Origin of the sequence: Neobacillus solisequens, assembly GCF_051233465.1 — a bacterium.
Classification (GTDB): Bacteria; Bacillota; Bacilli; order Bacillales; family Cytobacillaceae; genus Neobacillus.
In genome coordinates this window covers 312,860-338,389 of the sequence record NZ_JBKFGJ010000002.1, presented here as the reverse complement: position 1 = coordinate 338,389, position 25,530 = coordinate 312,860, and the positions used below count along the sequence as shown (strand labels likewise).

General features: G+C 38.8%; 17 protein-coding genes. 6 read left to right on the top strand and 11 right to left on the bottom strand.

Annotation, left to right across the window (positions count from 1 at the left end; genetic code table 11):
* The first annotated feature begins 53 nt into the window (after positions 1-53).
* The 3 genes from ACI3K6_RS02120 (at position 54) to ACI3K6_RS02110 (ending at position 5,307) form a co-directional block, all read left to right on the top strand.
* The gene (locus tag ACI3K6_RS02120) at positions 54-515 is read left to right on the top strand and encodes a MarR family winged helix-turn-helix transcriptional regulator (protein ID WP_435553504.1); all 462 of its coding nucleotides are present in this window, start codon (positions 54-56) and stop codon (positions 513-515) included.
* Between the two features lie 3 nt (positions 516-518).
* Positions 519-3,656 carry an MMPL family transporter gene (locus ACI3K6_RS02115; protein ID WP_435553503.1) on the top strand — a complete coding sequence of 1,046 codons (3,138 nt, stop codon included), beginning with the start codon at positions 519-521 and terminating at the stop codon, positions 3,654-3,656.
* Positions 3,657-3,879: 223 nt separating this feature from the next.
* A complete protein-coding gene (locus ACI3K6_RS02110; RefSeq protein WP_435553859.1) occupies positions 3,880-5,307 on the top strand; it encodes an alanine/glycine:cation symporter family protein in 1,428 nt (475 codons plus the stop codon).
* Between the two features lie 37 nt (positions 5,308-5,344).
* Here the strand turns inward: ACI3K6_RS02110 and ACI3K6_RS02105 are convergent, their stop codons facing one another.
* Together ACI3K6_RS02105 and selB are read right to left on the bottom strand one after the other, a co-directional pair.
* Positions 5,345-6,268 carry a S66 peptidase family protein gene (locus tag ACI3K6_RS02105; protein WP_435553502.1) on the bottom strand — a complete coding sequence of 308 codons (924 nt, stop codon included), beginning with the start codon at positions 6,266-6,268 and terminating at the stop codon, positions 5,345-5,347.
* A 161-nt stretch (positions 6,269-6,429) separates the two neighbouring features.
* Positions 6,430-8,313, bottom strand: coding sequence for a selenocysteine-specific translation elongation factor (selB, locus tag ACI3K6_RS02100; protein WP_435553501.1), 1,884 nt, complete (start codon positions 8,311-8,313; stop codon positions 6,430-6,432).
* Between the two features lie 163 nt (positions 8,314-8,476).
* On the opposite strand from selB, the gene ACI3K6_RS02095 reads away from it, so the two are divergent.
* The gene (locus tag ACI3K6_RS02095) at positions 8,477-8,899 is read left to right on the top strand and encodes a hypothetical protein (protein WP_435553500.1); all 423 of its coding nucleotides are present in this window, start codon (positions 8,477-8,479) and stop codon (positions 8,897-8,899) included.
* A 76-nt stretch (positions 8,900-8,975) separates the two neighbouring features.
* On the opposite strand, the gene ACI3K6_RS02090 is transcribed toward ACI3K6_RS02095, so the two are convergent.
* A complete protein-coding gene (locus ACI3K6_RS02090) occupies positions 8,976-10,157 on the bottom strand; it encodes a cation:proton antiporter (protein WP_435553499.1) in 1,182 nt (393 codons plus the stop codon).
* A 298-nt stretch (positions 10,158-10,455) separates the two neighbouring features.
* Here ACI3K6_RS02090 and ACI3K6_RS02085 point away from each other — a divergent pair, with 298 nt between their 5' ends.
* Positions 10,456-11,745, top strand: coding sequence for an Nramp family divalent metal transporter (locus ACI3K6_RS02085; RefSeq protein WP_435553498.1), 1,290 nt, complete (start codon positions 10,456-10,458; stop codon positions 11,743-11,745).
* A gap of 23 nt (positions 11,746-11,768) precedes the next feature.
* Here ACI3K6_RS02085 and ACI3K6_RS02080 read toward each other — a convergent pair whose 3' ends face one another.
* Both ACI3K6_RS02080 and ACI3K6_RS02075 read right to left on the bottom strand, forming a co-directional pair.
* The gene (locus ACI3K6_RS02080) at positions 11,769-12,227 is read right to left on the bottom strand and encodes a GNAT family N-acetyltransferase (RefSeq protein ID WP_335479601.1); all 459 of its coding nucleotides are present in this window, start codon (positions 12,225-12,227) and stop codon (positions 11,769-11,771) included.
* 70 nt (positions 12,228-12,297) lie between these two features.
* A complete protein-coding gene (locus ACI3K6_RS02075) occupies positions 12,298-14,205 on the bottom strand; it encodes an APC family permease (protein WP_435553497.1) in 1,908 nt (635 codons plus the stop codon).
* Between the two features lie 191 nt (positions 14,206-14,396).
* On the opposite strand from ACI3K6_RS02075, the gene ACI3K6_RS02070 reads away from it, so the two are divergent.
* Positions 14,397-16,052, top strand: coding sequence for an FAD-binding dehydrogenase (locus tag ACI3K6_RS02070; RefSeq protein ID WP_435553496.1), 1,656 nt, complete (start codon positions 14,397-14,399; stop codon positions 16,050-16,052).
* Positions 16,053-16,073: 21 nt separating this feature from the next.
* On the opposite strand, the gene ACI3K6_RS02065 is transcribed toward ACI3K6_RS02070, so the two are convergent.
* From ACI3K6_RS02065 to ACI3K6_RS02040, 6 genes are all read right to left on the bottom strand, one after another.
* Positions 16,074-19,208 carry an SbcC/MukB-like Walker B domain-containing protein gene (locus ACI3K6_RS02065; protein WP_435553495.1) on the bottom strand — a complete coding sequence of 1,045 codons (3,135 nt, stop codon included), beginning with the start codon at positions 19,206-19,208 and terminating at the stop codon, positions 16,074-16,076.
* A complete protein-coding gene (locus ACI3K6_RS02060) occupies positions 19,205-20,353 on the bottom strand; it encodes an exonuclease SbcCD subunit D (protein ID WP_435553494.1) in 1,149 nt (382 codons plus the stop codon). Before ACI3K6_RS02060 ends, ACI3K6_RS02065 begins: the two co-directional genes overlap by 4 nt.
* Before the next feature lie 187 nt (positions 20,354-20,540).
* Positions 20,541-20,741 carry a cold-shock protein gene (locus tag ACI3K6_RS02055; protein WP_335478333.1) on the bottom strand — a complete coding sequence of 67 codons (201 nt, stop codon included), beginning with the start codon at positions 20,739-20,741 and terminating at the stop codon, positions 20,541-20,543.
* A gap of 382 nt (positions 20,742-21,123) precedes the next feature.
* Complete coding sequence (locus ACI3K6_RS02050) at positions 21,124-22,926, bottom strand: TIGR04190 family B12-binding domain/radical SAM domain protein (protein ID WP_435553493.1); 1,803 nt, start codon at positions 22,924-22,926, stop codon at positions 21,124-21,126.
* Positions 22,927-23,079: 153 nt separating this feature from the next.
* Entirely contained in the window at positions 23,080-23,433 is a 354-nt protein-coding gene (locus tag ACI3K6_RS02045) for an ArsR/SmtB family transcription factor (protein WP_335478337.1), read from the bottom strand.
* Positions 23,434-23,451: 18 nt separating this feature from the next.
* Positions 23,452-25,203 (bottom strand): SulP family inorganic anion transporter, encoded by a 1,752-nt coding sequence (locus tag ACI3K6_RS02040; protein WP_335478339.1) that lies wholly within the window; start codon positions 25,201-25,203, stop codon positions 23,452-23,454.
* Between the last annotated feature and the right edge of the window lie 327 nt (positions 25,204-25,530).

Sequence of the window (25,530 nt, the reverse complement as noted above, 5' to 3'; positions counted from 1 at the left end):
ACACATTAATAGTTAAACAGTTTAACTAATTTTTAAGAGGTGATCATCTTTAAATGGAAAACAGTCCTATTCAATATCTAATCGATCGTTATATTTCACTTAACTTTCAGGTGCATAAAAAAGCGGAAGCGTTGATAAAAGGTAAGATTGGAGATGATTTGACTAATGACCAGTACTACATATTAAAGTACATTTATCAAACCGGTGAATGTACATCCAGTGATTTAGCTGCGGTTTTTGAAGTAAATAAAAGCGCCATTACGGCCATTATTAACAGAATGGTTGACAAAGGACTCATTGAAAGAACCCGTGATGAAAATGACCGTAGAGTGATCTATTTAACCCTTTCTGACGAAGGCAAGGAGCTTCACCAAAATTGCATGAAAAAAGTACGTGTGTTAGTCGAATCCATCATCACTCAATTTGATGAAGTTGAAATCACGGCTTTTTTAGACACGTATGAAAAATTAGCTCAAATGATCAACAACAAGAAGAAGGAAGAATTGGGGGAATAACCAGTGCGGGCCATTATTAAAGGTAAATGGATGATTCTAATGGCATGGATTGCCATTATTGTCGGATTAGCCATGATTGCTCCGAATATGGAGGGCTTAGTCAGAGAAAAAGGCCAGATTTCAGTACCAGAAGGATACTCTTCCACCATTGCCCAAAAAATTCTTAAGGATGTACAGGCAGATGAAAATAAGGGTTCAAATTTATCTACTGCCCTTGTTTTTCACAGTGATAAAAAGCTGACGGATGCTGACTTTAAACAAGCTGAAAAGGCTGTAAGAGAGTTAGAAAAAAACAAGGATAAATTAGGAATTACAGATCTGCTAACCCATTTTAGCCAAAAAGAATTAAAAGACCAATTGATTTCAAAAGACGGAAAAACCATTTTAGTTTCTGTAAAGGTAACCGCAAATGACCGTCAAGCAAAAGAAATTATTAAAGAATTATACAATTCTATTCGTGATGTTAAACTATCACATTACTATACCGGCAACTGGGTTATTGGCGAGGATCTTGTTACAAACTCTCAAGAAGGTCTAAAGAAAACAGAAGGCATAACGGTTGTTTTTATTTTGGCTGTATTGCTGCTAGTTTTCAGATCGGCAATTGCACCGATTATTCCGTTAATTACCGTAGGCTTCAGCTATTTAACCGCACAATCCGTCGTATCAATTTTAGTAGATAAGCTGAATTTTCCTTTATCTACTTTTACCCAAATTTTCTTAGTAGCTGTCCTTTTTGGAATTGGAACAGATTATTGTATATTATTACTCAGCCGCTTTAAAGAAGAATTGGCTAAAGAGGAAAATGTGACAGAAGCGATTATTACTACCTACAAGACAGCTGGAAAAACCGTTTTCTTTAGCGGAATCGCGGTATTAATTGGATTTGCCTCCATTGGATTCTCTACATTCCAGCTATATAAATCAGCTTCTGCTGTGGCCATTGGGGTAGCCGTATTATTATTGGCACTCGTGACCGTTGTTCCATTTTTTATGGCTGTTCTCGGAAAAAAACTATTCTGGCCATCGAAAGGCAAATTGGAACATAGCGACAGTAAAATTTGGGACGCCATGGGCCGGTTTGCCCTGCTTCGACCATTAATTGCTTTTATCATCGTTGCTGCCGTCTCTGTTCCCTTCTTATTTTCCTTTAAAGACCAACTTTCTTTCAATTCATTAGAAGAGATTAGTGATGAATATGCCTCAATCAAGGGCTTTAATATCATTTCAACATCATTTGGCCCTGGCGAATCAATGCCGACTCAAATCGTAATCAAGAATGATGACCAAATGAGTACTTCTGAGTATATCGGGATTACAGAAAAAATTAGTCAGGAACTTAAAAAAGTGAATGATGTCAAAACGGTTCGTTCCGTTACCCGCCCTACCGGGAAACCCATTGATGATTTTTATATTTCTAAACAAGTCGTTTCTTTAGAAGAAGGAATTGGCAAAGGAAATGACGGACTAAAACAAATTAGTGATGGTCTTTCCGATGCAGGCAGCCAAATGGCAGCGAATCAGCCGAAAATGGATGAAGCAGTCAATGGGATCAGTAAATTAATCAATGGCACCAATGAAATGAAATCGAAAATGGGCGAACTTCAAAACGGCCTCGCGCAAATTGAGACCGGGCTGAAAGGCGGTTCTATTGGGGCCGGGCAAGCAATAGAAGGTTTAAATACGATCAAAGCTGAATCTGAAAAAATAGTTGCTGGAAGTAAACAATTACTTGCGGGATATCAGAAAGCAAGTTCCGGGCTAGGTACCTTAGAAAGAAACTATGAAAAAGTTGCAGGTTCACTATCCTTACAACACCAAAAGCTACAAACACTAGATACTAAATTTACAGGGCTTGAAAAAGATTATCCTGGTATTTCCGAGAATACAACCTATAAAGATATAAAAAATACAGTTGGAGAAGTAAAAGCTGCCACAGACTCAGCAATTCCTGATCCACGGGTTTCAGTGGCAACCTTCCTAAACTCTCTTAATTTAGGTCTTAAAGGTGCACAAGACGGGTTAACTACAGCTAATACCAGTTTGGAACAAATAATTTCGGGCCAGGAACAACTGATTATTGGAATGGGAAGCCTTGTTACAGGCCTCGATCAGCTTAAAGTTGGACTAATCAAAATGGAGGAAGGACAAGGAACTGCCGTTTCCAATTTACCAAAGTTTACAGAGGGTCTATCAGGGATCAACAATGGACAGCAGCAGCTCCTTACGGGATTTCAATCGGTAGGATCTCAAATTTCCCAGCTGTCTGATGGTTTGACCAAAAGCGCAGACGGTTTGAATGAAGTTTCTAACGGCCTTGGATCTGCCCAAGATTATTTGTCGGGTGTATCCAAAGAAAAACAAACTGGCTTTTATATTCCACAGAATGTATTGGACAGTGAAGATTTTGCCAAAGTAATGGATACGTATCTATCAAAAGATCGAAAAGTGATGACGATTGATGTTATCTTTAACAAAAATCCATATTCAAATGATGCAATCGGGCAAATCCCGGCAATCAACGATGCCGTAAAACGCGCGATTAAACATACAAAGCTTGAAAATGCAAAAATCGCTATTGGCGGTGTTTCCAGCATGCATCATGACCTGGATACAATTTCTGAGGGTGACTATTCACGCACAGTCATCCTTATGCTTGCAGGTATTAGCATCATTTTAATGATCTTGCTCCGCTCTTTGATCATGCCGATTTACTTAATTGGTTCACTAGTCCTAACCTACTATACGTCTATGTCTATCTCAGAAATGATCTTTATTAATTGGTTAGGGTATAGTGGGATTAGTTGGGCCGTCCCATTCTTTGCGTTTGTTATTTTAGTAGCACTCGGAATTGATTACAGCATTTTCTTAATGGATCGTTTTAACGAATATAGGGATCTCCCTGTCAATAAAGCGATTCATGAGGCAATGAAAAAAATGGGGACAGTGATCATTTCTGCCGCAGTGATTCTAGGCGGTACCTTTGCCGCCATGATGCCATCAGGGGTACTGTCATTACTTGAAATTGCCACCATTCTATTAATAGGTCTTGCCCTTTATGCCTTGGTTGTTCTGCCATTATTTGTACCAGTTATGGTTCGAACTTTTGGAGAAGCAAATTGGTGGCCATTTAAAAAATAATCAAATCCAAAGCACGCTAAAACTCAAAGATTTTAGCGTGCTTTTTTTTCCAGGTTACTATATAATAACATTCTAAATATATTTAAGATTCCATATTTACTAACTTATCAGTCACTTATTGTTATATAATAACTTATATAGATAGGGTTGTTATATAGTAGCGTCAAAACCTATTAAAAAAAGGGGGAAATTTATGGAACAATTTGTTAACTAGCTCAGTGGAATCATTTGGAGCCCTGCACTCATTTATCTTTGCTTGGGAACAGGTCTATTCTACTCACTTGCAACTAGATTTCTTCAAGTCAGGCATATGAAGGACATCATACCGCTTATGTTTAAAGGAGGAAAATCCGAAGCAGGTATTTCCTCATTTCAAGCTTTAACACTTGCCTTATCTGGAAGGGTTGGTACCGGAAATATTGCCGGTGTTGCCACTGCGATTGCTTTTGGTGGTCCGGGAACTGTATTCTGGATGTGGGCAATTGCCTTCTTAGGAGCTGGTTCCGCGTTTGTTGAAGCAGCATTAGGTCAAGTATATAAAGTAAAACAAGACGGTCAATTCCGTGGTGGTCCAGCCTATTACATAGAAAAAGGCTTAAAAATGAAATGGTATGCTGTATTATTTGCCGTTGTTACCGTGCTTGCAACCGGAGTTTTATTACCTGGTGTTCAGGCAAATAGTATCGCTTTGAGTGTTGAAAACGCTTTCGGTATTAGCCCGATGATTACAGGTATTATTTTAATAGTTTTCCTAGCTGCCATAATTTTTGGCGGAGTAAAACGTATTGCTCGTGCCGCGGAATTAATTGTTCCTTTTATGGCACTGGGATATATATTAGTGGCTTTAATCATTACATTTATGAATATTAGTGAATTACCTGGAGTCATCAAACTAATCTTCTCTAGTGCATTTGGTGCTAATGCGGCATTTGGAGGTATATTGGGATCAGCAATTTCTTGGGGTGTTAAACGAGGAATTTATTCAAACGAAGCCGGTCAAGGTACAGCCCCACATGCAGCTGCAGCCGCGGAGGTTTCCCACCCTGCCAAACAAGGCATTGTTCAGGCTTTCTCGGTTTATGTTGATACCCTTTTTGTTTGCTCAGCAACAGCGTTTATGATTCTAATTACAGGAATGTACAATGTTACACCTGATGGAAAACCGGAAATTGTCAATAACCTTGGAAAAATGGAACCAGGCCCAGGTTATACACAGGCAGCAGTTGAATCTGTCTTCCCAGGATTTGGCGCTCCTTTCGTAGCCATTTCACTATTCTTCTTTGCCTTTACAACCATTATGGCTTATTACTATATGGCTGAAACCAATCTTGCGTATATTAACAAAAATAAAAAACGTATCTGGTCTGATTACCTTCTGAAAATCGCCATTTTGGGTATGGTGCTATACGGAAGTGTGAAAACTGCTGGTTTAGCATGGACATTAGGTGATATTGGTGTAGGAAGTATGGCCTGGTTAAATATTATTGCCATTCTATTGCTTACAAAACCTGCTTTAAGAGTTCTTCGAGATTATGAAGCACAATTAAAGGATGGCAAAGATCCTGTTTTTGATCCCGTGAAACTAGGAATTGAAGATGCTGATTTCTGGGAAAAAGAATACACTTATATTGAAGAAGAGAAAACAGGCTGATCTATTAAGGACTGATTGCATTTTACATCAGTCCTTGTTATATAACACCATTTTTTATTGTGAGCTTCTTTTTAGAAGTATTGAGGGTTGCATGGACTCCTAATGGTATAGCAATATTGGGATTACAATGGCCAATCTTAAAACCTTTTATAGCAGGTTTTCCAGCTAAACGAACATAATAATTTATAACCTCATCGAGTGTTAGGGACTGATCACTTCGTGACGTACAATTGCAGAAATCTCCAATTATGATTCCCGAGGCAGCTTGGAGCTTCCCTGACAATAACAGTTGATTTAACATTCGATCGACAGCCCGCGGCTCTTCATTAATATCCTCGATTAAGAATAATTTTCCCGTGGTATCAATTTCAAATTTTGTCCCCATTGTACTGATAGCTAAGGTTAAATTGCCCCCGACGATTGGTCCTTCTGCATAACCTTCAACCACCACTTCCAATGGTGAGAGTTCCTCTGTATAAATAAACTCTTTAGGTTCAAATAATTGACTGAAACATTGTTTCGAAACTGGATGAACGGACTCCCGTCCTAAGTCGGACCCTATCATCGGCCCGTGAAAAGTACAAAGTCCTGTATGTTGGTTGATTGCTGTATGCAAAAAAGTAATATCACTATAGCCCCAAAATAATTTGGGATTGTTTTTAATAAGTCCATAATCGATCTGTGAGGCAAATCTGGCCGTACCATAGCCCCCGCGAGCACAGAAAATCCCCTTAATTTCAGGATCACGAAACATTTGATGCAAATCTTCTAATCTTTCAGCATCTGTACCTCCCAAGTAGCCATAAGATCTTCCGACGCTATTTCCCATTTTAACTTTCAGTCCCTGCTCCTTTAAAAATGCGATTCCTAGCTCTAATTTTTCAAGCTCTATTGGACTTGCAGGTGTAATAACTCCGACGAGATCTCCTCTCTGTAAACGGACCGGTTTAATTTCATCCATCTCCTCCACCCCCATCTTCTTCTTTTCTATCCTATTTATAAAAAACCAAAATATACATTTGAAACTTGTCATTTGGCGAAGACGGAGGACTAGTTAAACTGATACCTGATAGAACGTTTATACTTTCCTATTCACTAAAAAAAGCCTGCATTAGCAGACTTCTACTTTTTCCAGACACGCTTATTTTCAACTCTCTTTGTCAACCCAATAGCATCCAATCGCTCTAAAAATGGAATCATATATTTGCGTGAAAGATTCAGTATCTCTTTCGCCTCACCTACTTCAAATTCTGTACCTGTATGTTCTCTCAGCTTGTTCACAGCATTTTGAAAAACTGACTCAGCATAGGCAAATTGATCATCCAGCATAACGATTAAGTTTTGATCCTCTAAAAATCGTCTTAACTCTACCGTTAAATGATCTGGGATTCCTGCAGTTGCAAAGTAGTCCTTTACGTAACGAACCTTGTAGCCATCTTTTGTTAATTCCTCCAACAGGTTATCCACACGCTTGGCCCAATTTTTCGGGACATGAGGGTAAAATTCAGCCAATGATACAAATTGTTCCCTGCGGTTAAAAATATGGTTCGAGATGCCCTTCTCCACTACAAATTCTACTAATGATTTAGGAAATCTTTTTTGCATGGATTGTAACAGTTCAGCTTTATTTAACCCTATTTTCATCGGATACTTTTGATGAAAGTCCTGTATAAGATCGTATATATCTTCTTCGATGGAATCAATCATTGTCTGCAATGTAAATTCTTTTCCATTATAAAAAACAAATGACGAATCCTGTAAATGTTCAGTTAATGTTTCCTCATCAAGAGCCGTCCGTTTAATCAGTTCATGAAGCGGCAGACTTCTTGCTTCCATTAAAGCCGCAGTTATTCGCTCTTTTGGCGAACCAACCTTTTTTTTCTCAAGCTCATCAATGGTTTGGTTTCCAAAACGATATTTGTTCCCTCTAGGGTCTATCACCCAGCCGCCGCCAATGGTTTCAGTAGGACTAGGTCTTCTAATGATAAATCGATCGCCACGCTTAGTAAGAATTTCCTCTTCCAAACGAAGTTGGCATAGGATTTCACCGTTCTCTTCCTTTATTTCATTTCGGTCAAAAAAGACAATCCGCCCCATAACTTCTGCAGTCCCTATATGGAGCTTTATTGGCATCCGTTGTTTTATCAAATGCTCAAGTTCGGAAACAACACGAATAGCTACATCAATTGTTTTTGTTACGATAAAATGTTCTGATGAAACAAGGACGTCTCCCCGTTCTAAATCTTCCCTGGAGATCCCGGATAGATTTATCGCAGCTCTTTGGCCGGCAAATGCTTTTTCTGCCTGCTTATGATGGACCTGAATTTGTCTAGCTCTGACCTCTATCCCTTTTGGCATAATTTTCAAAGCCTGTCCTTCCTCAACCGTTCCCTCATAAACCGTACCTCGGACTACTGTACCTTGCCCTTTCACGGTAAATACCTGATCAATCGGTAAACGGAAGGCACCCTTTGCATCACGCATTTCCAGTTCCTTTAACTTCCTGATAATCAATTCCTTTATCTCGGCTATTCCTCTTTTGGAGATACTGTCGACAAGAACAACTGGTGCTTCTTGAAAAACAGTTCCCTCAAGTTCTGTTAAAATGTCATCTTTTACTAATTCGATAAACTCTTCATCCACACGGTCCATTTTTGTGATCGCAATGATTCCGTTTTTCACACCCAAAAATTTCAAAATATCAAGATGTTCCTTCGTTTGTGGCATAACTCCTTCATCCGCTGCAACAACAAGCACAACTAGATCGATTCCGGCAACACCGGCTATCATTTGTCTGATAAAACGTTCATGTCCGGGTACATCTATCACAGATATTTGTATTTCGTCATCTTCATATAATGGTGCAAATCCTAGTTCAATTGAAATCTGACGTTCTTTTTCTTCCTTTAAGCGGTCCGTATCTACATTAGTTAATGCTTTGGTCAACGACGTTTTTCCATGATCAATATGACCTGCCATCCCAATGGTAAAATATCTTTTTTCCAAGCTAGCCACCTTCTTTAACGGTCTTCCATTCTACTGTAGCCTTCTTGGAGATAATGTTCAAGAGGACTGTTAGTTTTTCACGATTCCTCCACATTCACATCGTCCATCGTTTTTAAGAGTATGCTATGGTTAATTAAGAATACATAAAAAAGGGACGAGAACAATGAAAAAATATTTATTGCCATTTATGACAATTATTATTTTACTAGCGGCGTGCCAAAATCAGGAGCCTAAAGCAAGTTCCTCAAAAAAAACGTGCAAAACCATTACTCAAACGGCAACGGAAACGAAAACTCCCAACAACTTTCCGTACCCAAACCTTTTAGCTGAAAATAATCAATCCTATTCCCTATTGGTTGTTGGAAATCAAAATGAGCAAACTCCGATTGAGAAAAATGAAAAGGTTACTTCACAAGTCAAAAATATTTTAAGTTTACCAGAACGGGAAATGGTTACAAATGTCTATCCAAAACTCGAAATTCAAAAAGAGGCAGCTTATATTCTTTTTAGTCAGACAGGGATCGTACATCAATCTGCCACAATAGAAGATCTCATTGAATATTTGAGCAAAAACCCTATAAAGTAGCGGCCAGAATAATTTCTGGCTTTTACTTTTACTATGTAAAGTTGATAAAGGAATCAAAGGACTTAAATACTTGAAGCTAGATTTTTAATTTATTGACAAGCAATTTAATTGTAGTGCCCTGAATAAGCAAAGAGAACAATACATTGGCAAACGTCATCGCCAAAATTAAATCTTTCCCGGTAAAATCAGGAGAAATGGATAAAATGAGGGCAATGGATAAAGAGCCCTTTAATCCTCCCCAACCAATGACAGCTTTCCAAGATAACGGGACTGATTGATCGAATGACAGGCTTACAAAAACAGCTATAATCCGTGAAATGACCACAATGGCAGTACTCCCCAAAACAACTGACCATTTTCCTTCAAGGCCAATTCTTGCTGCTTCTAAACCTACCATGAAAAAAATCAAAGCATTAGCCAAAAATGAAATAGTCTCCCAAAAAGAATCCATTTCACGCAGAGTTTTCTCCGACATCCCTATTTTCTTTCCGTAATTGCCAAAAATGAGACCCGCGACAACGACTGAAATGACCCCTGAGAAATGAAAGTGCTCAGCAATTCCAAAGGCACTATAAAAGAGAACAATGGATAATCCTATTTCAACTAAATGTTGATCAATATGTCGAGTAATCCTAGAAGCTAAAAAGCCGAACAAAGCGCCAACCAGTATTCCACCAAGGACAACCTTAAAAAATTCAGCAGAAGCATCTAAAACCCCAGCTGATGTCAACGCAGTAGTAACAAGAGCAATCTTAAATAGGACAACGGCCACTCCATCATTCCCTAGACTTTCCCCTTCAACCATGATGGACAATCTTTTGTTTAACTTCATTGATTTAAAAATGGTCAAAACAGAGATAGGGTCTGTGGCGGACATGACGGCCCCAAAAATAAGTGCCAATTGAAAGGGTAATTTCAAAACAAAATATGAGACTGTTGAAACCAATAAAAAAGTAAGAAATGTTCCTAATAAGGACAACAATAAAATGGGTTTTCTATTTTCTTTCAATTCATTAAAAGGCAGCTTCAGTGTGGCATCTCCTAATAATGCAGATAAAAAGATGGTTATAATTGCTGTTTGAAAGACAATATCATTTGTTGCGTAATGTTTTACCTCTTCCAAAACTGGAATATTAAGCAAACCTATAAGCAGCCCTGTAATAACAAGCAATGTCGGGTATGGCTGATTTATTTTTTCAGCAATAAAAGCAACTCCAACAGCAATTCCAAGTAGAATGATCCAAACCTCAATCATCATATTAATGTCCCTTCTAAATTAAGTTTTCCTTGCTATCCTTAATCTTTGCTTATAAACCAACTTAAATTCAAAAAGAGCCTGTTTCCATGGGGATGATATTCCCCTTTGTGACAGACTCCTCCGAATTAATTTTTTATTCAATTATTTTTTATGAAGGATGTATTTATAGTGGTAACTTTGATTAAAATCTGCAATAATATAAATTATAAAGTTGCACAAGGGCAAAAAAAATAGCCTTGTTTAAAAAAATCGAATTAGGTAAACATTTTTATTTCAACTCATTAAGGAGAGAATTTAGATGAGTGAGTTAGGGAGAGAAATTTCTATTAAGAATAAAAAAGTGCTAACAGCTGCTAATGAAGCAGTAAGTGGAAAGCGAAAAGGTTTATTTGCCCTACTTCCTTTCCTTGGCCCTGCTTTCATTGCATCCATTGCTTATGTGGACCCCGGTAATTATGCAACAAACATTTCTGGTGGAGCACAATTTGGATATAAATTGCTTTGGGTAATCGTGATTGCCAATTTAATGGGGATTCTATTCCAAAATATGTCGGCTAAATTAGGAATTGCTACAGGCAAAAACTTGCCTGAACTCTGTAAAGAGCACTTCCCTAAATGGATGAATATGGTCATGTGGATTTTCTCAGAGCTTGCTGCGATGGCTACTGATTTAGCCGAATTTTTGGGAGCTACCCTGGCACTGAATTTGTTGTTTAACATTCCCATGATGATAGCTGTTATTATTACTGGAGTTGTAACATATGCAATTTTGATGATGGAACGTTTTGGGTTTCGTCCATTAGAAAAGTTTATTACAGCCTTTGCCATTTCTATAGGGTTATGTTATTTGGTTGAAATGTTATTATCACATCCCTCTTTATCGAAGATCGCGTATCACAGTGTCACACCGTGGATAGGGGGTACCTCTAGTATTATGTTAGCCGTAGGGGTAATTGGAGCAACAGTAATGCCACATGCCATTTATCTGCACTCAAGTTTAACTCAAAAGAGAGTTGTTCCCGTTAATGACCAACAAAAGTTACGCATTCAAAAATTCAGTACCATTGAAATTTTTATCGCGATGGGGTTGGCTGGACTTGTAAATTTAGCCATGATGGCAATGTCCGCCGCTGTCTTTTTTGAATCAGGGAATACAGTCATAGCGAGTATTGAAACAGCCTATCAAACGTTAACTCCTTTACTAGGTCCAGCAGCTGCATCTGTCTTCCTAGTATCCTTATTAGCATCTGGAATATCAAGCTCAACTGTTGGAACTATGGCGGGCCAAGTAATTATGCAAGGTTTCGTGGGGTTTTCAATCCCTTTGTGGCTTCGTAGAATGATTACAATGTTTCCAGCTTTTATTGTCGTTTTTCTTCATTTAGATCCAACCCATACACTCGTTATAAGCCAGGTGGTCTTAAGTATTGTGCTTCCGTTCCCAATAGTAGCGCTTATCTACTTCACCAGGAGAAAAGATATTATGGGGGTATTAGTGAATAAACAGTTAACCACAATCGTTTCTATTTTATGTGCTGCAATTGTCCTTATTTTGAATATCGTGTTGATTCTCCAAACGATTGCATAATGAATAAAAAGAACCCACAGCGGTCAGCTGTGGGTTCTTTTTTCAAAAATACTTATAAAAAAACCAGGAGCAACTTCCATATCACTAGTCCATTTAAAACCGTTTTTTAAATAAAGCCTTATGGCAGGAAAATTATCCCTACCTGTCGACACTTTAAATACTGATATTTCATTGTTATTTTCTTCTAGGTTGATCAGCAGCTTTTGGGCAATTCCTTTCCTGAAATGGTTCGGATCCACGATCAACCTGCAAATGGTCAGTTCCTGACCGACCATTGTATATGACAAGGCTCCCACCAGTTCATCCTCGTCAAAGAAACCTATGAATTGCTCTCCACTATCCACTAAATCCTTGATGGTTTCCTTCAATGGAGGAATATCATAAAAATCAATTAATTTTGCCTCTATCAAATAAGAGGATCTCTGTAAGGAAAAAAGACGTTGTAACAAGTTGCCATTCTGTAGATTAATTTTCTGGATCATTTTTCTTCCCCCAAAAAAATCCTTGTATAGAATGATTCTATACAAGACATTTATTTTCCTATTATTCAACTTATTTTTTTAAGTGATATGGGACAGTTGTAATCACAACATCCTTATGTCGGAAAAACCAGATTCTTAGCTGTAATGCTGTTTGGTTATGCAAAAGGTTGTGCCAGCCTTTTCTAGGAATAAATTGTGGAATTATCAAGTGAATGTGACCTTTACTTCCTCGTTTTTCTTCTATTACCTTTATAAAACGATTTAAAGGTTCAATGACAGACCGATATTTACTTCGTAACACAACAAGCCGGCAAGGGTTGCCCCATTCCTCCCATTTTTTTTCAATCTTATGAATTGAATCATCATCAAATCCTACATAAACAGCAATCGGTTCTCCACCTAAACTTTTAGCAAATGATAGTGTATTACTTACCACGCGGTGAACACCTGAAATGAGCACGATGGTTGTAACATCTCTGATTTCAGGGAATTCGTTAGTCACATCAATATGAAGCTCCTGTGCAATAAATTCATAATGCCGATGGATCGCTAAACATAGGCATACAATTGATGGCAACACGATTAACACAATCCAGGCCCCACCCATAAATTTGGTTACCGCAAAGATGACGGTCACACTGCTGGTAATGATTGCACCAAGGATATTAATAGATAGTTTTATTTTCCAATGTGATCCTTTCACTCGCAGCCATCGGCGGATTAAACCGAACTGTGCGGTTGAAAATGAGAGGAAAACACCGATCGCATACAATGGAATCAACGAGTTCGTATGGGCATGAAAAGTCAGAATCAGTATACTTGCACAAGCAGATAAGGTGATGATTCCGTTCGAATATCCCAGTCTGTCTCCCCGATTGGTTAATACCCTTGGTAAAAATCCATCAGAGGCGACAATTGCTGCTAGGTGTGAAAAACCAGTATAGGTAGAATTCGCAGCCAAGATTAAGACAATAAAAGTGGACCAAATAATGATTTGATAGATCACTCCATCTCCAAAATAAAGACCCACCAATTGGGAGAACATCGTATTATCCGCTTTGGGAGAAATCCCTTTTATATACAATAGATACACAAAACCTGTCAATGTGAAGGAAGTAATGGTACCTAAGGCGATATAGGTTTTAATCGCATTTCTCTGCTGGGGAATCCGAAATACCGGAACTGCATTTGAAATGGTTTCAATCCCTGTTAATGCAGAGCATGCCGAACTAAAAGCTTTTAATACAAGCAAAGTAGTAATACCGTCTGGAATAGTGCCAAACGAAGGAGTCGTGGATTGTACAAATCCATTTTTCCAGCCGTCATATAAACCGGTAAAAATGAGGATGATCATACAAACCATAAAAGCAATGGTCGGCCATGCAAAGACCTTTGCTGATTCCGCCACTCCTCTTAAATTCATGACTAATAATATAAAGACACAAAAATTAGCTAATTCCGTTTCAACCGGTGCAACTGCCGGATAGGCAGATGAAACCGCCTCTAAAGCAGCTGAAACGGAAACTGCCACGGTTAAAATATAATCAACAAGTAAAGAACTTGCTGCAACTAATGAGATCCACCTGGGTTTAAAATTATCCTTAGCGATGGCATAAGCGCCTCCCCCATTCGGATAAGCTAAAATCCCCATAATATATGATAAAATCAAAATTCCCAGGAGGATAACAGTCGCGAATGTTATCGGTATAATGTACCATTTGGCTGCAGGGCCAAGCTTCAATAATTCTGTAATCCCCGCCTCCGGACCATAGGATACAGAGGAATATAGATCCGCAGAAAGAATGGGCAGGGCTATGAACCACAGCAATTTAGTATGCGGAGTATAGAGTTCAGCAGTTCGCATGGGTCTACCAATTAAAAATCGTTTGACCACACTAAAATTTGTTATTGAAATCCAGATTAACAATATCATGATGACGAATAAAACAACATTTACCCAATGACTTGGAATATTCATGTTCATGCGCCTTCTTCTTTTTATAATAAAAATGCAACATGATTTTGATTTGAATATATTCCTAATCTTGGTAGAAGTACATGGAAAATTTGTGAATTTTTCTACTATATATAGCTCTCTATTAAGATATAATGATATTAGACTAATTTTCAGAATAGTATGTATATCAGATTGTTTCTGGAGGTTGAGAGATGAAATATGATGTCATTGTAGTAGGCGCCGGTCTTGCAGGTCTAGTTGCCACCGCCGAACTGGCCGAGGCTGGTAAAAAAGTTCTCTTGCTAGACCAAGAGCCAGAAGCATCCCTTGGAGGTCAAGCTTGGTGGTCTTTTGGCGGGCTCTTCTTGGTCAATTCACCTGAACAGCGCCGAATAGGAATCAAGGATTCGCGTGAGCTTGCATGGCAAGATTGGCTCGGTGCCGCAGGTTTTGACCGGGAAGAAGACGAAGATGTTTGGGGAAAAAAATGGGCGGAGGCTTACGTTAATTTCGCTGCAGGAGAAAAGCGTCAATGGCTTTATAACATGGGAGTCCGTTTTTTCCCTGTTGTGGGCTGGGCTGAACGCGGCGGCTATCTTGCCGAAGGTCACGGGAACTCAGTTCCAAGATTTCATATCGTCTGGGGCACCGGTCCGGGGCTGGTCAAACCTTTTGAGGAACGAGTCCGCAAGGGAATGGCCAATGGCCTGATTGATTATCGACCGCGTCATCGCGTTAATGAATTAATTACTGAAAATGGTACTGTCATTGGGGCTCGAGGTGATCAACTTGTCCCAAGCGATGCTGCCCGAGGTGAATCCAGTTCACGTGAAATAATCGGAGATTTTGAGTATCACTCCCAAGCCGTCATGGTGACAAGTGGCGGAATTGGCGGGAATCACGAATTAATTCGAGAAAATTGGCCTGCACGACTAGGCAATCCCCCAAAAAATATGATCTCCGGAGTCCCTGCACATGTAGATGGCAGAATGCTGTCCATTACCGAAAAAGCAGGAGGACGGATTGTAAACCGGGACCGTATGTGGCATTATACAGAGGGAATTAACAACTGGAACCCGATTTGGCCAAGTCACGGGATACGCATCCTTCCAGGCCCTTCTTCTATTTGGCTGGATGCCGAAGGAAGGCGCTTTCCAACTCCTAACTTTCCTGGATTTGACACATTAGGTACTTTGGAAGCAATCATGAAATCAGGCTATGATTATTCTTGGTTTATTCTGAACCAGAAAATTATAGAAAAGGAATTTGCATTATCCGGCTCCGAACAAAATCCAGACTTAACAGAAAAAAGTATCAGAAAAGTATTAAGTCGTGTCCTTCCCGGACCGACTGCTCCAGTAAAGGCCTTTATGGAAAAAGGTGAAGATTTTATCATTGCTGATACACTCCCTGAACTTGTCTCCGGAATGAATAACCTTGTGGAAAATGACTTGCTGCAACTGGAAGAAATAAAACGACAAATCCACTCCAGAGACAGGGAAATCGATAATCCATTTGCTAAGGACCTCCAGATTACTGCCATTCACGGAGCGAGAAAATATCTCGGCGATAAATTGATCCGTGTGGCACCTCCACATAAAATTCTTGATCCAAAAGCGGGTCCATTAATTGCAGTACGGCTTAATATTATCTCACGAAAAACCCTTGGCGGCCTCCAAACTGATCTATCTGGAAGAGTCCTAAATGCTTCCGGAAATCCTGTTCCGGGATTGTATGCTGCTGGGGAAGTTTCTGGGTTCGGCGGTGGAGGAATACACGGATACAGATCACTTGAAGGAACCTTTGTCGGCGGCTGTCTTTTTACAGGAAGACAAGCGGGTCGTTTTTTGGCTAAAGAACTAAAATAAAGGGTGCTCGGAGCACCCTTTTTAATTAGTAAAGACAAATTCTGTTCTACTGCCAGTTTGACCGGAAATCACTTCTAATCTTGCATCAATCCGCTCTTTTAACTCCGGAACGTGGGAGATGATGCCAACCAAACGGCCACTGTTTTGGATATCCATCAACGACTCAATCGCCTGATCTAATGATTCAGGGTCCAAGGTTCCAAAACCTTCATCTATAAACATTGTTTCCAATGATACCCCGCCTGCATATTGTTGAACAACATCTGCCAATCCCAATGCCAGCGAAAGGGAGGCCTTAAAGCTTTCCCCACCTGATAAGGTTTTAACATGTCGTTCCTGACCCGTATATTGATCATAAACCAGCAATTCCAATCCGCTTTGAGCATTTCCTTTGGAACGATCCGTTTTTCTACGCAATTGAAAACGACCAGATGTCATTTTTCTTAGTCTGCCATTTGCTTCTCTTAATATATCATCCAAAAATGCTGCGAGGACAAAACGTTCAAAGGTAACTTTAAAGCTATTATCTCCTTTGGCAATCCTATAGAGGTGACCGATCAAGCTATAACGTTCTTCCAGCTCTTTCACTACTTCATTTAAACGTTCAATTTGCTGTTGAATCTCCTCATTATTCTTCTTTTTAATGACAAGATCTGTTCGTTCTTGTGATAATGTGTGAATTTCGTTAGTAATGTTCTCTAATTCCAGTTTTAAACTGGCAATATCAGGTGTTGGTATATTCGCTAAACGTTCTGTTAATTCCGTCAAACGATCGGAAACAGACCGTAACTCCTCCCGATAGTTTCGAATTTGAGACTCTAGTTCCTTTGTATCCGATTCGGTAAGCTTTGCAGCGTGATATTCAGTATAGTTTTCAAATCCTTGTTCTGCTAATTTATTTTTAAACGTTTCTCTTTCAGTTGCTAGTTCCTGTTGTTTGGTTAAGAGAAATGCCTCTGCATCCTGCAGACGGGCAACCACGGCTGCCAGCTTTTCCTTGACATCATTCACTTTCTTTTGTGCATCCTCAAGACGCTTTACTAAATTTTGCTGGTGATTTTGTGCAGCAGTTAGCTCCTTTTCATATTCTGATTCCGTGCGAAGATTCTCTGGAATCATCTTCATCATTCTGTTTAGGTTAGTTCCTTTTTCAGTAACCTGTATCGTTAATTCTGTTATTTTTTCTATAACATCCTGAATTTGATTCTGTAGATTCATTTTTTCAGATTCATACTTTTCTATTTGAACTATTACCTGGTCAACTAGCTCCATTTGTTCTTTTAGTTCTACTTGTTTGTCCAACAAACCATTTTTGGCCGACAGCGTCTCAGCTTTTAAAAGAAACAATTGGTCCTTGGAAAAATCAGGACGGATTGTTTTTAATTCAATGAATGTTTCACTTAGAGCGTCCAACTTTGCTTTTTCATCAGCTTTACTTTGAAAATAGGAGGACTCATCTTTGGATTTTTCTTGTTCCCATTTTTGAACCTGCTCTTTCGATGCCTTCAAATCTTCTTCATTGGGAATTTCCCCATTTTGAGACAGCGTCGGTGAAGGATGATGTTCAGAACCACAGACTGGGCATGGTTCCCCGGATGTTAGTGATGCTGCTAATAAAACAGCTTGGCCATGTCTCCACTTTTTCTCCAGCTCTTCAACAAGCGCCTTGGCATCTGTCCATTTTGCTAGGCTATTTTCATAACGGGATAAAGCCAACACTAATTGTTGCTCCGCTTTTTGATGCTTTTCCATGATGGTTTCATATTTCATGATAAGGTCATATTCTGTTTGCAGTTTTTCTATCTTTGCCTTATTTTCTAAGAATACTAGTTTACCTTGCTCAATAACTTCTTTTTTCCGTAGTTTAGCTGATAGTTCCCTTTCCACTAGACCAAAAGAATTTTCTAGTTGCTTCTTTTTCTCCTGGGCTGCTTGAAGAACTGCCTCTAATTTGGTAGTTTGCTTTTGCAATGCGTCAAAGGAATATATGTCTTCCTTCATATTGGTTAATTTGGTGACTTGATCAAGGGCTGCCTGGCGCTCTGCTTCACGGTCAATTTCCTCCTGAAGATGATTTACAGCCTGTTTGGACATCACGGTCAATTTTTCCTCTTGTTCTTTGATATTGTTAAGATTCAAAATTGCTTGATCTACATCCCGCTTTAATCGGTGACAGGTCTCTTCCTTACTTTCTAAAAGTGCTGCCTTTTGCGCCCGCTGAACTTGTTGCTCTTTTTCTAAAAAGAGGTTTGCTTGGGCCACAAGTTGAGTTTTTAGCTTCGTTAACTCATCCCTTTTTTGCAGGCTTTTAATAATTTCTTCTGCTTCAACAAGTCTGGTTTTCACTTGGTCTTGAAACAGGGTTTTTTCTTTTAACTTCATTTCTTTTTCCCTCAGTAAATTCCCCATTCCCTCGATTTCTAACAAGAGCAGCGGTAAAATCAAACGATCATTTTCACTACCTGCTTCTAGGTATTTTTGCAATTCTTCGTTTGTCAGTGCTTGGATACGATGTATGGCTTCATTCCGCAATTGTACTTTGTCATCAACTGCTCGCTTCAGTTCGCTCGACTCCTCCTTCAGCCTTTCTTCCACCTGCTTATAAAGCTGCGTATGGAATAGACGCTGAAGGATGACTTCCTTATCTTTACTATCCGATGTTAATAGTTTGCGAAATTCCCCTTGGGGGATCATAAGAATTTGCCGAAATTGATTGGCATCAATCAACATGATTTCCTTGATTTTTTCCTCAATATCATTGATCTTAGTTGCCAAAAGCTTTTTTTCATTGCCTTCCCAAACATACAATTCAGCTTTTGCTCCGATCTGTGTATAACCTTCACCCTTGTCCTTCTTTTTTAGTTGTTGGGGAAACCTTGTAATGGAGTAAACTTTATTTCGTAATGAAAAATCAAGGGATACCTCTGTCAAAATATCATCTTTGGCAAATTGGCTTCGCAATTCAGGTCCATTGCGGTCTTCACCGCTTGCCTTCCCATAAATGGCATAACTAATCGCATCAAAAATGGTGGTTTTGCCTGAGCCGGTTTTTCCGGATATAACAAACATGGTCCGATTGCCCAGCTTGGTAAAGTCAATCGTTTCTGTTTCTGCGTATGGACCAAACGCCCTCATTGTCAAACGCAATGGTCTCATTTTGCCGCCTCCCCTCGTAAAACACTATTAATAATGTCTGACATTGTTTCTCTTTTTTCTTGAGTAAATTCAGCCGTTGTCATTTCTGTATAAAATTGTTCGAATAACTCAATCTCAGATTTTTTCTCACTTCTGATAGACTGATAGAATTGTTTATGTTTAAGATCTGTTAGATCCATTTTTCTTTCCAGATGAAGAACATTTGGATATACCTGCCGCAATTTGTTAATAGGATCGATGATTTCACCTTCATCTAACAAGGTAATCTTTACATAATCATTTGTTTTTTGTTTTTCATAAAATTGTGGGTCAAGCAGTTCATCCATATGCCCCTCAAGCTCATGCATATCAATAGAAGGAATCAGGTATCTTTCACGATGAGTAAATAAGCCTTTGTCATCCATTTCAATAATGGAAATGGCTTTACGTTGCTTTGCCTCGGAAAAGGAGTATTTTAATAGGGATCCAGAGTATTTAACCTTGTCGTGTTTAATGGCATCCGGACTATGCAAATGTCCGAGGGCAGTGTACGAAAAAGGTTCAAATAACTCGGCACTAACGCAACCGGATCCGCCAACAGAAAGGATTCGTTCTGAATCTGAGGTTTGTCCGCCTAAAACGAAGGCATGTCCTACTAAAATATTGGGTTCATTAGGATTAAGCTGTTCCTCAATTTTCCCTATCAATGCCTTCATGGCATCCTGATGGGAATGGATCGAATCATCATTTAATAATTGACGGACAACACCAGGCTCTGCATAGGGTAAAAGATAAAAATTGGCCCCGATTAAACGGACAGGCTCTAAGCTAAAAGGTGTTAATTTTCCCGATAAGTGGAGTTGGCTATGCTTATACCATGAGGTACCAAATGAAAGCCGTTCCGCACTGTCATGATTACCCGCAATCGAAATGATGGGTGTTTTTAATGTTACATTTATTTTAAATAGAATATCGTCGAGTAGTTCTACCGCATCAATTGGTGGCACGGAACGATCATAAAGATCACCGGCAATAATGACGGCATCCGGTTTTTCATCTGCTACAAGGTCGACAAACTGCTCTAATACTTCGCGTTGATTTGGCGTCATGTAAATGCCGTGGACCAGTTTTCCCAAGTGCCAATCGGCTGTATGAATGAATTTCATTTATTTCACCTCGTCTGGAAATTTCACTCTGTTCAATATAGCTATTATAGCAAAATAGAATGGGTAAGAGTCTTTGTTTTAAGAATGGATTGTTGGAACTGTGGGGATTAAATGGATGCAGTGGAGTGGGGATCAAGCAAAAAACAGCCCGGTCATGAAACCGGACTGTTGTCAATTTTATAGGGAATTACTTCTTAGTTACGTTAGCAGCTTGTGGTCCACGAGCTCCTTCAACTACTTCGAAAGAAACTTCTTGACCTTCTTCTAAAGTTTTGAAACCATCAGTTTGGATTGCAGAATAATGAACGAATACGTCGTTTCCGTCTTCTCCTTCGATGAATCCGAAACCTTTTTCTGAGTTAAACCATTTAACTTTACCGTTTTTCATGAAAAAAAATCCTCCTATTGGCTTACACGAAAGCCATGTGTAAAATTCACCAAATTACAACGTGATAACTTTACTTTCATTACCTATCCAAAAATTCGGTTAAAACCTTGAACAAGCTTGTAACATAAATCTTATCTCGTGCAACGGCTGTTTTCAATTTATCATTTATTAGTTTTGATGTCAAGATTGGAAGAAATGACACAAAATGACACATTTCGATTCGTTCTCCTACAGTTTGATTTTTCGTTTTTTGCATTTTTACAAATGGACTTTTCCTATTTCCAGATCAATCCAATTATTTGAGAACGCTGTCATATTTTGTTGTAATTTATTTAAGCAAAACGAAAAAAAACCAGCGGAGAACCCATTGATCCTAGAGTATTTATTTATGATTGCTCTTTGAAATGACGACCATGTTTCGGTCAATTTTTCCTAATCGGCACTTAATCCCTTTAATGATTTCAGTTACAAGCAGTTCCGCTCCAATATAGGTTAAGGATGGAATGTCAGCAAACAGTTTTTTGACCTCCCATTTTAGTTCATTTTTTCCACATATACTATGTCGGTTAATTTTGTCCACCTCATCCTTGATCTTAGCCAATTCGTCTGATTTTAGGGAGTCAGGCAAATGCTCAATTTCATCAAGTCGGTGCAAAAACTCTACTGATTTGGAAATTTTATGTGCAACCTCGTCATAAACATCCTTCGTTATGATGTTATGCCTAAATTTAAATTCATTTAAACGTAGTGCTGAGTCATAAGTCGCCCTGACGATTTCCTCTCTTGTCATTTTATTGGTTTCATAACTAAGCATATTTTTCCAAGATGGCTGTTTCATTGCTGCCCTGAAATCCTCAAGGGTATAACAGAATTTTTTATACCCGTATTTATCGGGATTTTCAAAAGCTGGACTTCCTGGATCAAGAAATGGTGATAAAGGTGCAACGAAATAAGAGATTCGTGAGCTTTCGTCACATTCCTTGTGAATAATTTCACAGAAATCCACGTTCCTCATCGCGCTTTCATAGTCCTGATTTGGAATACCGGTCATGAAAAATAAATCAATTTTGGCACAGTTATGTTTTAAGGCGTATTGCAGCATTTCTATTACTTTCGTGTTCGTACATGGCAGCTTGCCATTGTATTTACGAATATCCTCATCAGCAGATTCAAGAGTCAACTCTATACTGTATTTAGGCATGGCCCGATCAAGACGCCTGAAGAATTCTTCATCTGCATAGTTAAACAATTCAAATACGATTTCATTTTTCAAATCCATTTTCTCTAAGCCGGAAAGGAATTCATCTACATATTCTTTCCCCCCCTGCCTAATATCGTTTAGCAGGAAAATAGGTGCTCTTGTAAACCGTTGAATAAAGGCAATATCCTCAAGCATTTTTTTCGGTGAGCGCATCACCAGTTTTTTACGGTTGCAATTGAGCTCATAGGCATTTTTCGAACCGCCGCAAATCAGACAATTGTATGTACATCCCTTAGAAGTAAGAATGGCAGTGTTCGGATATTGGATCCACCCTTTATATGGAAGCGGGTCCAGTAAATTAAAGTATTTAAACACAGACCGAATGATATATCGGTAGCCGGGAAATTCGAACTCATCTAGGCTGTCAGGGACATAAGTAAGTTCATTATAAAAATATTGATTATTTCGCTTCCAGGTCAGATTCGGAATATCGAAGAAGCTGTCATTTTCCTTATTTTCAAGTTTATTAAGTAGCATGAGAATTAATTTTTCCGTCGTATCGCCGCGAACAACGAAATCGATACATGGGTACTCAATCAATTCTTTGTGAAAATAAGTGCTTGAAAGTCCGCCAAATAATACGGGTGTGTCGGGATGATATTTCTTAATAATCTTCGCCAGTTCGACACTGCCGTTTGCATGTGGGAGCCAATGCAGGTCAATACCGAATGCTTTAGTTTTAATCCCTTTTATTTTTTTTTCAACATCAAAATTAGGATTTAACAGCATTCGATTGGCGATATTAATAATCTTCACCTTTAACCCATATCGCTCCAGATAATCTCCAATGCTTGTTAAACCAATTGGGTACATTTCAAAAACAGGTGAAGAAGGGACAACATCGCTGATTGGCCCGGTAAACAGCATTTCTTTGCGAAAATCATATACGGTTGGTGGATGCAGCAAGACCAAATCATACTTCATTTAATCACCTTCCTACTATTATTATTTAGTCTTAATTTAATAGTAAACGATTTCCTTAATTACCAACTAAGAAATTTATTACAAAAAACCGATAATTTCCAAAAGGTTACATTTTTAACATAATTACTGTATAAAAAGAAAAAACCGAAGAAATTATTTCTTCGGTAAAAGGAAAACCTCTTCATCTTCTTTAAATTTATCTAGGATGGTTATGGTATCTACCAAGTGATTATTAAAAATTTGCCTTGCCACTGCAAGAAGCTCGATAATCATTGGATCCTTGAGGGTATATATGACTTTGTTTCCTTCCTTTGTTCCAGTCACGATATTTTTAGCTCGCAAGACTTGCAGCTGTTGTGATACCGCTGATCCTTCACTGCCTGCGAGAGTCTGGATTTCGTTTACACTCTGATCTCCCTCAGCTAATATTTCCAAGATCCGAATTCGTAAAGGATGTGCTAACGCTTTAAAGAATTCAGCCTTAAACTGTTGCATTTCTAAATTCAATATCCCAACTCCTAACCTCTAGAAAGTGGCCGTAAGTTTCTTTCTTCCACTGCTTCCTACAGCCTCTGCCCCCGATAGCTTTTTACATTCCCTAAAGGCAAAATGTTTACATCCAAGGCATTTATTTTGATTAATTTGAATAAGTGCAAACTGAATTGCATCCCCGGTATGTTCAAAAAAATGTTCTTCACCAATATTCTCGTACAATCCGGTCTTTTTCAAGACATTTTCAGGCTGAGGATTCAATCCCGATATTAGTACTATACCATTTTTCGAAAAATGACGCACAATACTGGAAAGGTTTGCTTCACCAGTGGTATCTATAAACGGTACCCGCCCCATCCTAAGTAACAGAATTTTGGGCCGATAATTTATAGTGTTCATGATCGTTTTTTCAAAGGTATCTGCCGCGCCAAAGAACAATGGGCCCTCAACATTAAAAATACTGATTTGCGGACAATCGTGCGTATCCGTCACCATTCCTGTTTCCACTTTTTCATGTTTATGCATTGGGTTCGGCAGGGCCTTTTCAGTAATCATTAAATCACTCATTCGTTTTGTAAAGAACATCGCCGCCATGATTAAACCCACCTCAACAGCTGTTGTTAAATTCACAAAAACAGTCAGTAGAAATGTTACGACAAGTACTAGAGAATCTGTAGATTTTGTTTTAAATACATGCGCAAAAACTTTGCGTTCACTCATGTTCCAAGCCACTACCATCAGGATTGGTGCCATACTAGCCAAAGGAATATAGGATGCATAGGGAGCAAAGAACAATAAAACAAATAAAACTACGATCCCGTGAATAACACCGGAGAGCGGAGAAACAGCTCCATTTTTTATATTGGTTGCAGTCCTGGCAATCGCTCCTGTTGCGGGAATTCCACCAAATAATGGGGTAATCATGTTAGCGATCCCCTGCCCTATTAATTCTTTATTGCTATTATGTCGGCTGTTGGTCATTCCATCGGCGACTACCGCTGAAAGAAGCGATTCAATGCCTCCTAACATAGCAATAATAAAGGCAGGTTTCAATAATTTTGTTATAATTTCAAGATTGATTTCAGGTATATGCAGTTGTGGCAGTGTATTTGGAATTTGCCCGTATGCTGTTCCTATAGTGGCAACTTGACTTGGGTATAAGAATGTAGCCGCTAAGGTGGATACAAGTAACCCAATCAGCGGTCCTGGAACCTTTGGTGCAAATTTTGGCGTCAAAATAATGGTAAGTAAACAAAGGGCTGCCGTTAAAACACTATAGATATTTGTTGTACCGAGATGGATGATAATCTCCTTGATATTAAGGATAAATTCCTCATGCTTTTCAATTCCTTTTAACCCAAGAAAACTGGCAATCTGCCCTGTAAAAATGGTTACAGCAATCCCCGTTGTAAAGCCAATTGTTACTGGTCTGGGAATGTATTTAATTAGAACCCCCATTCGGAATACTCCCATTAATAGAAGAATAATCCCCGCCATAAATCCTGCAATAAGAAGATTTTCATAACCGTAAGACATGACAATCCCAAACAATATTGGGATAAAGGCACCGGTCGGACCGCCAATTTGATATTTTGATCCGCCAAATAAGGATATGAGAATCCCGGCAACAATTGTCGTATAGATTCCATACTCCGGTTTCACTCCTGATGCAATGGCAAAAGCCATACCGAGTGGAATAGCGATGATCCCCACAATTAACCCTGATAGGAGATCCTTCGGCATGCTTCTAATGGAATACTGATGGAACCTTTTGTCTGTAAACATATTCACCCTTCTTATCTTTTTATTTTCGTATATTCGATTATTTGAATATATTATAATAGTTTCATATAGTCAATATGTTTTGTCAACAATTTGAAACTTGTGTTTAAAAGATTGCTATGCTATAATAACAGAGCGATGAGCTGAATTGTGTAAGCCGAAAAACATTCCTTTTTGGAGCGCACTATGTGGAGTGTGGTTTTTCGCCTCAATACGCAAAGACGTCTGTTTTATACAGGCGTCTTTTTATTTTTTATTTTTTGTTATGGAACTTTTTTCCTAAGTATTTTAAAATGAGAATGTGTTCAATTATTAGAATGGAGGTATTCC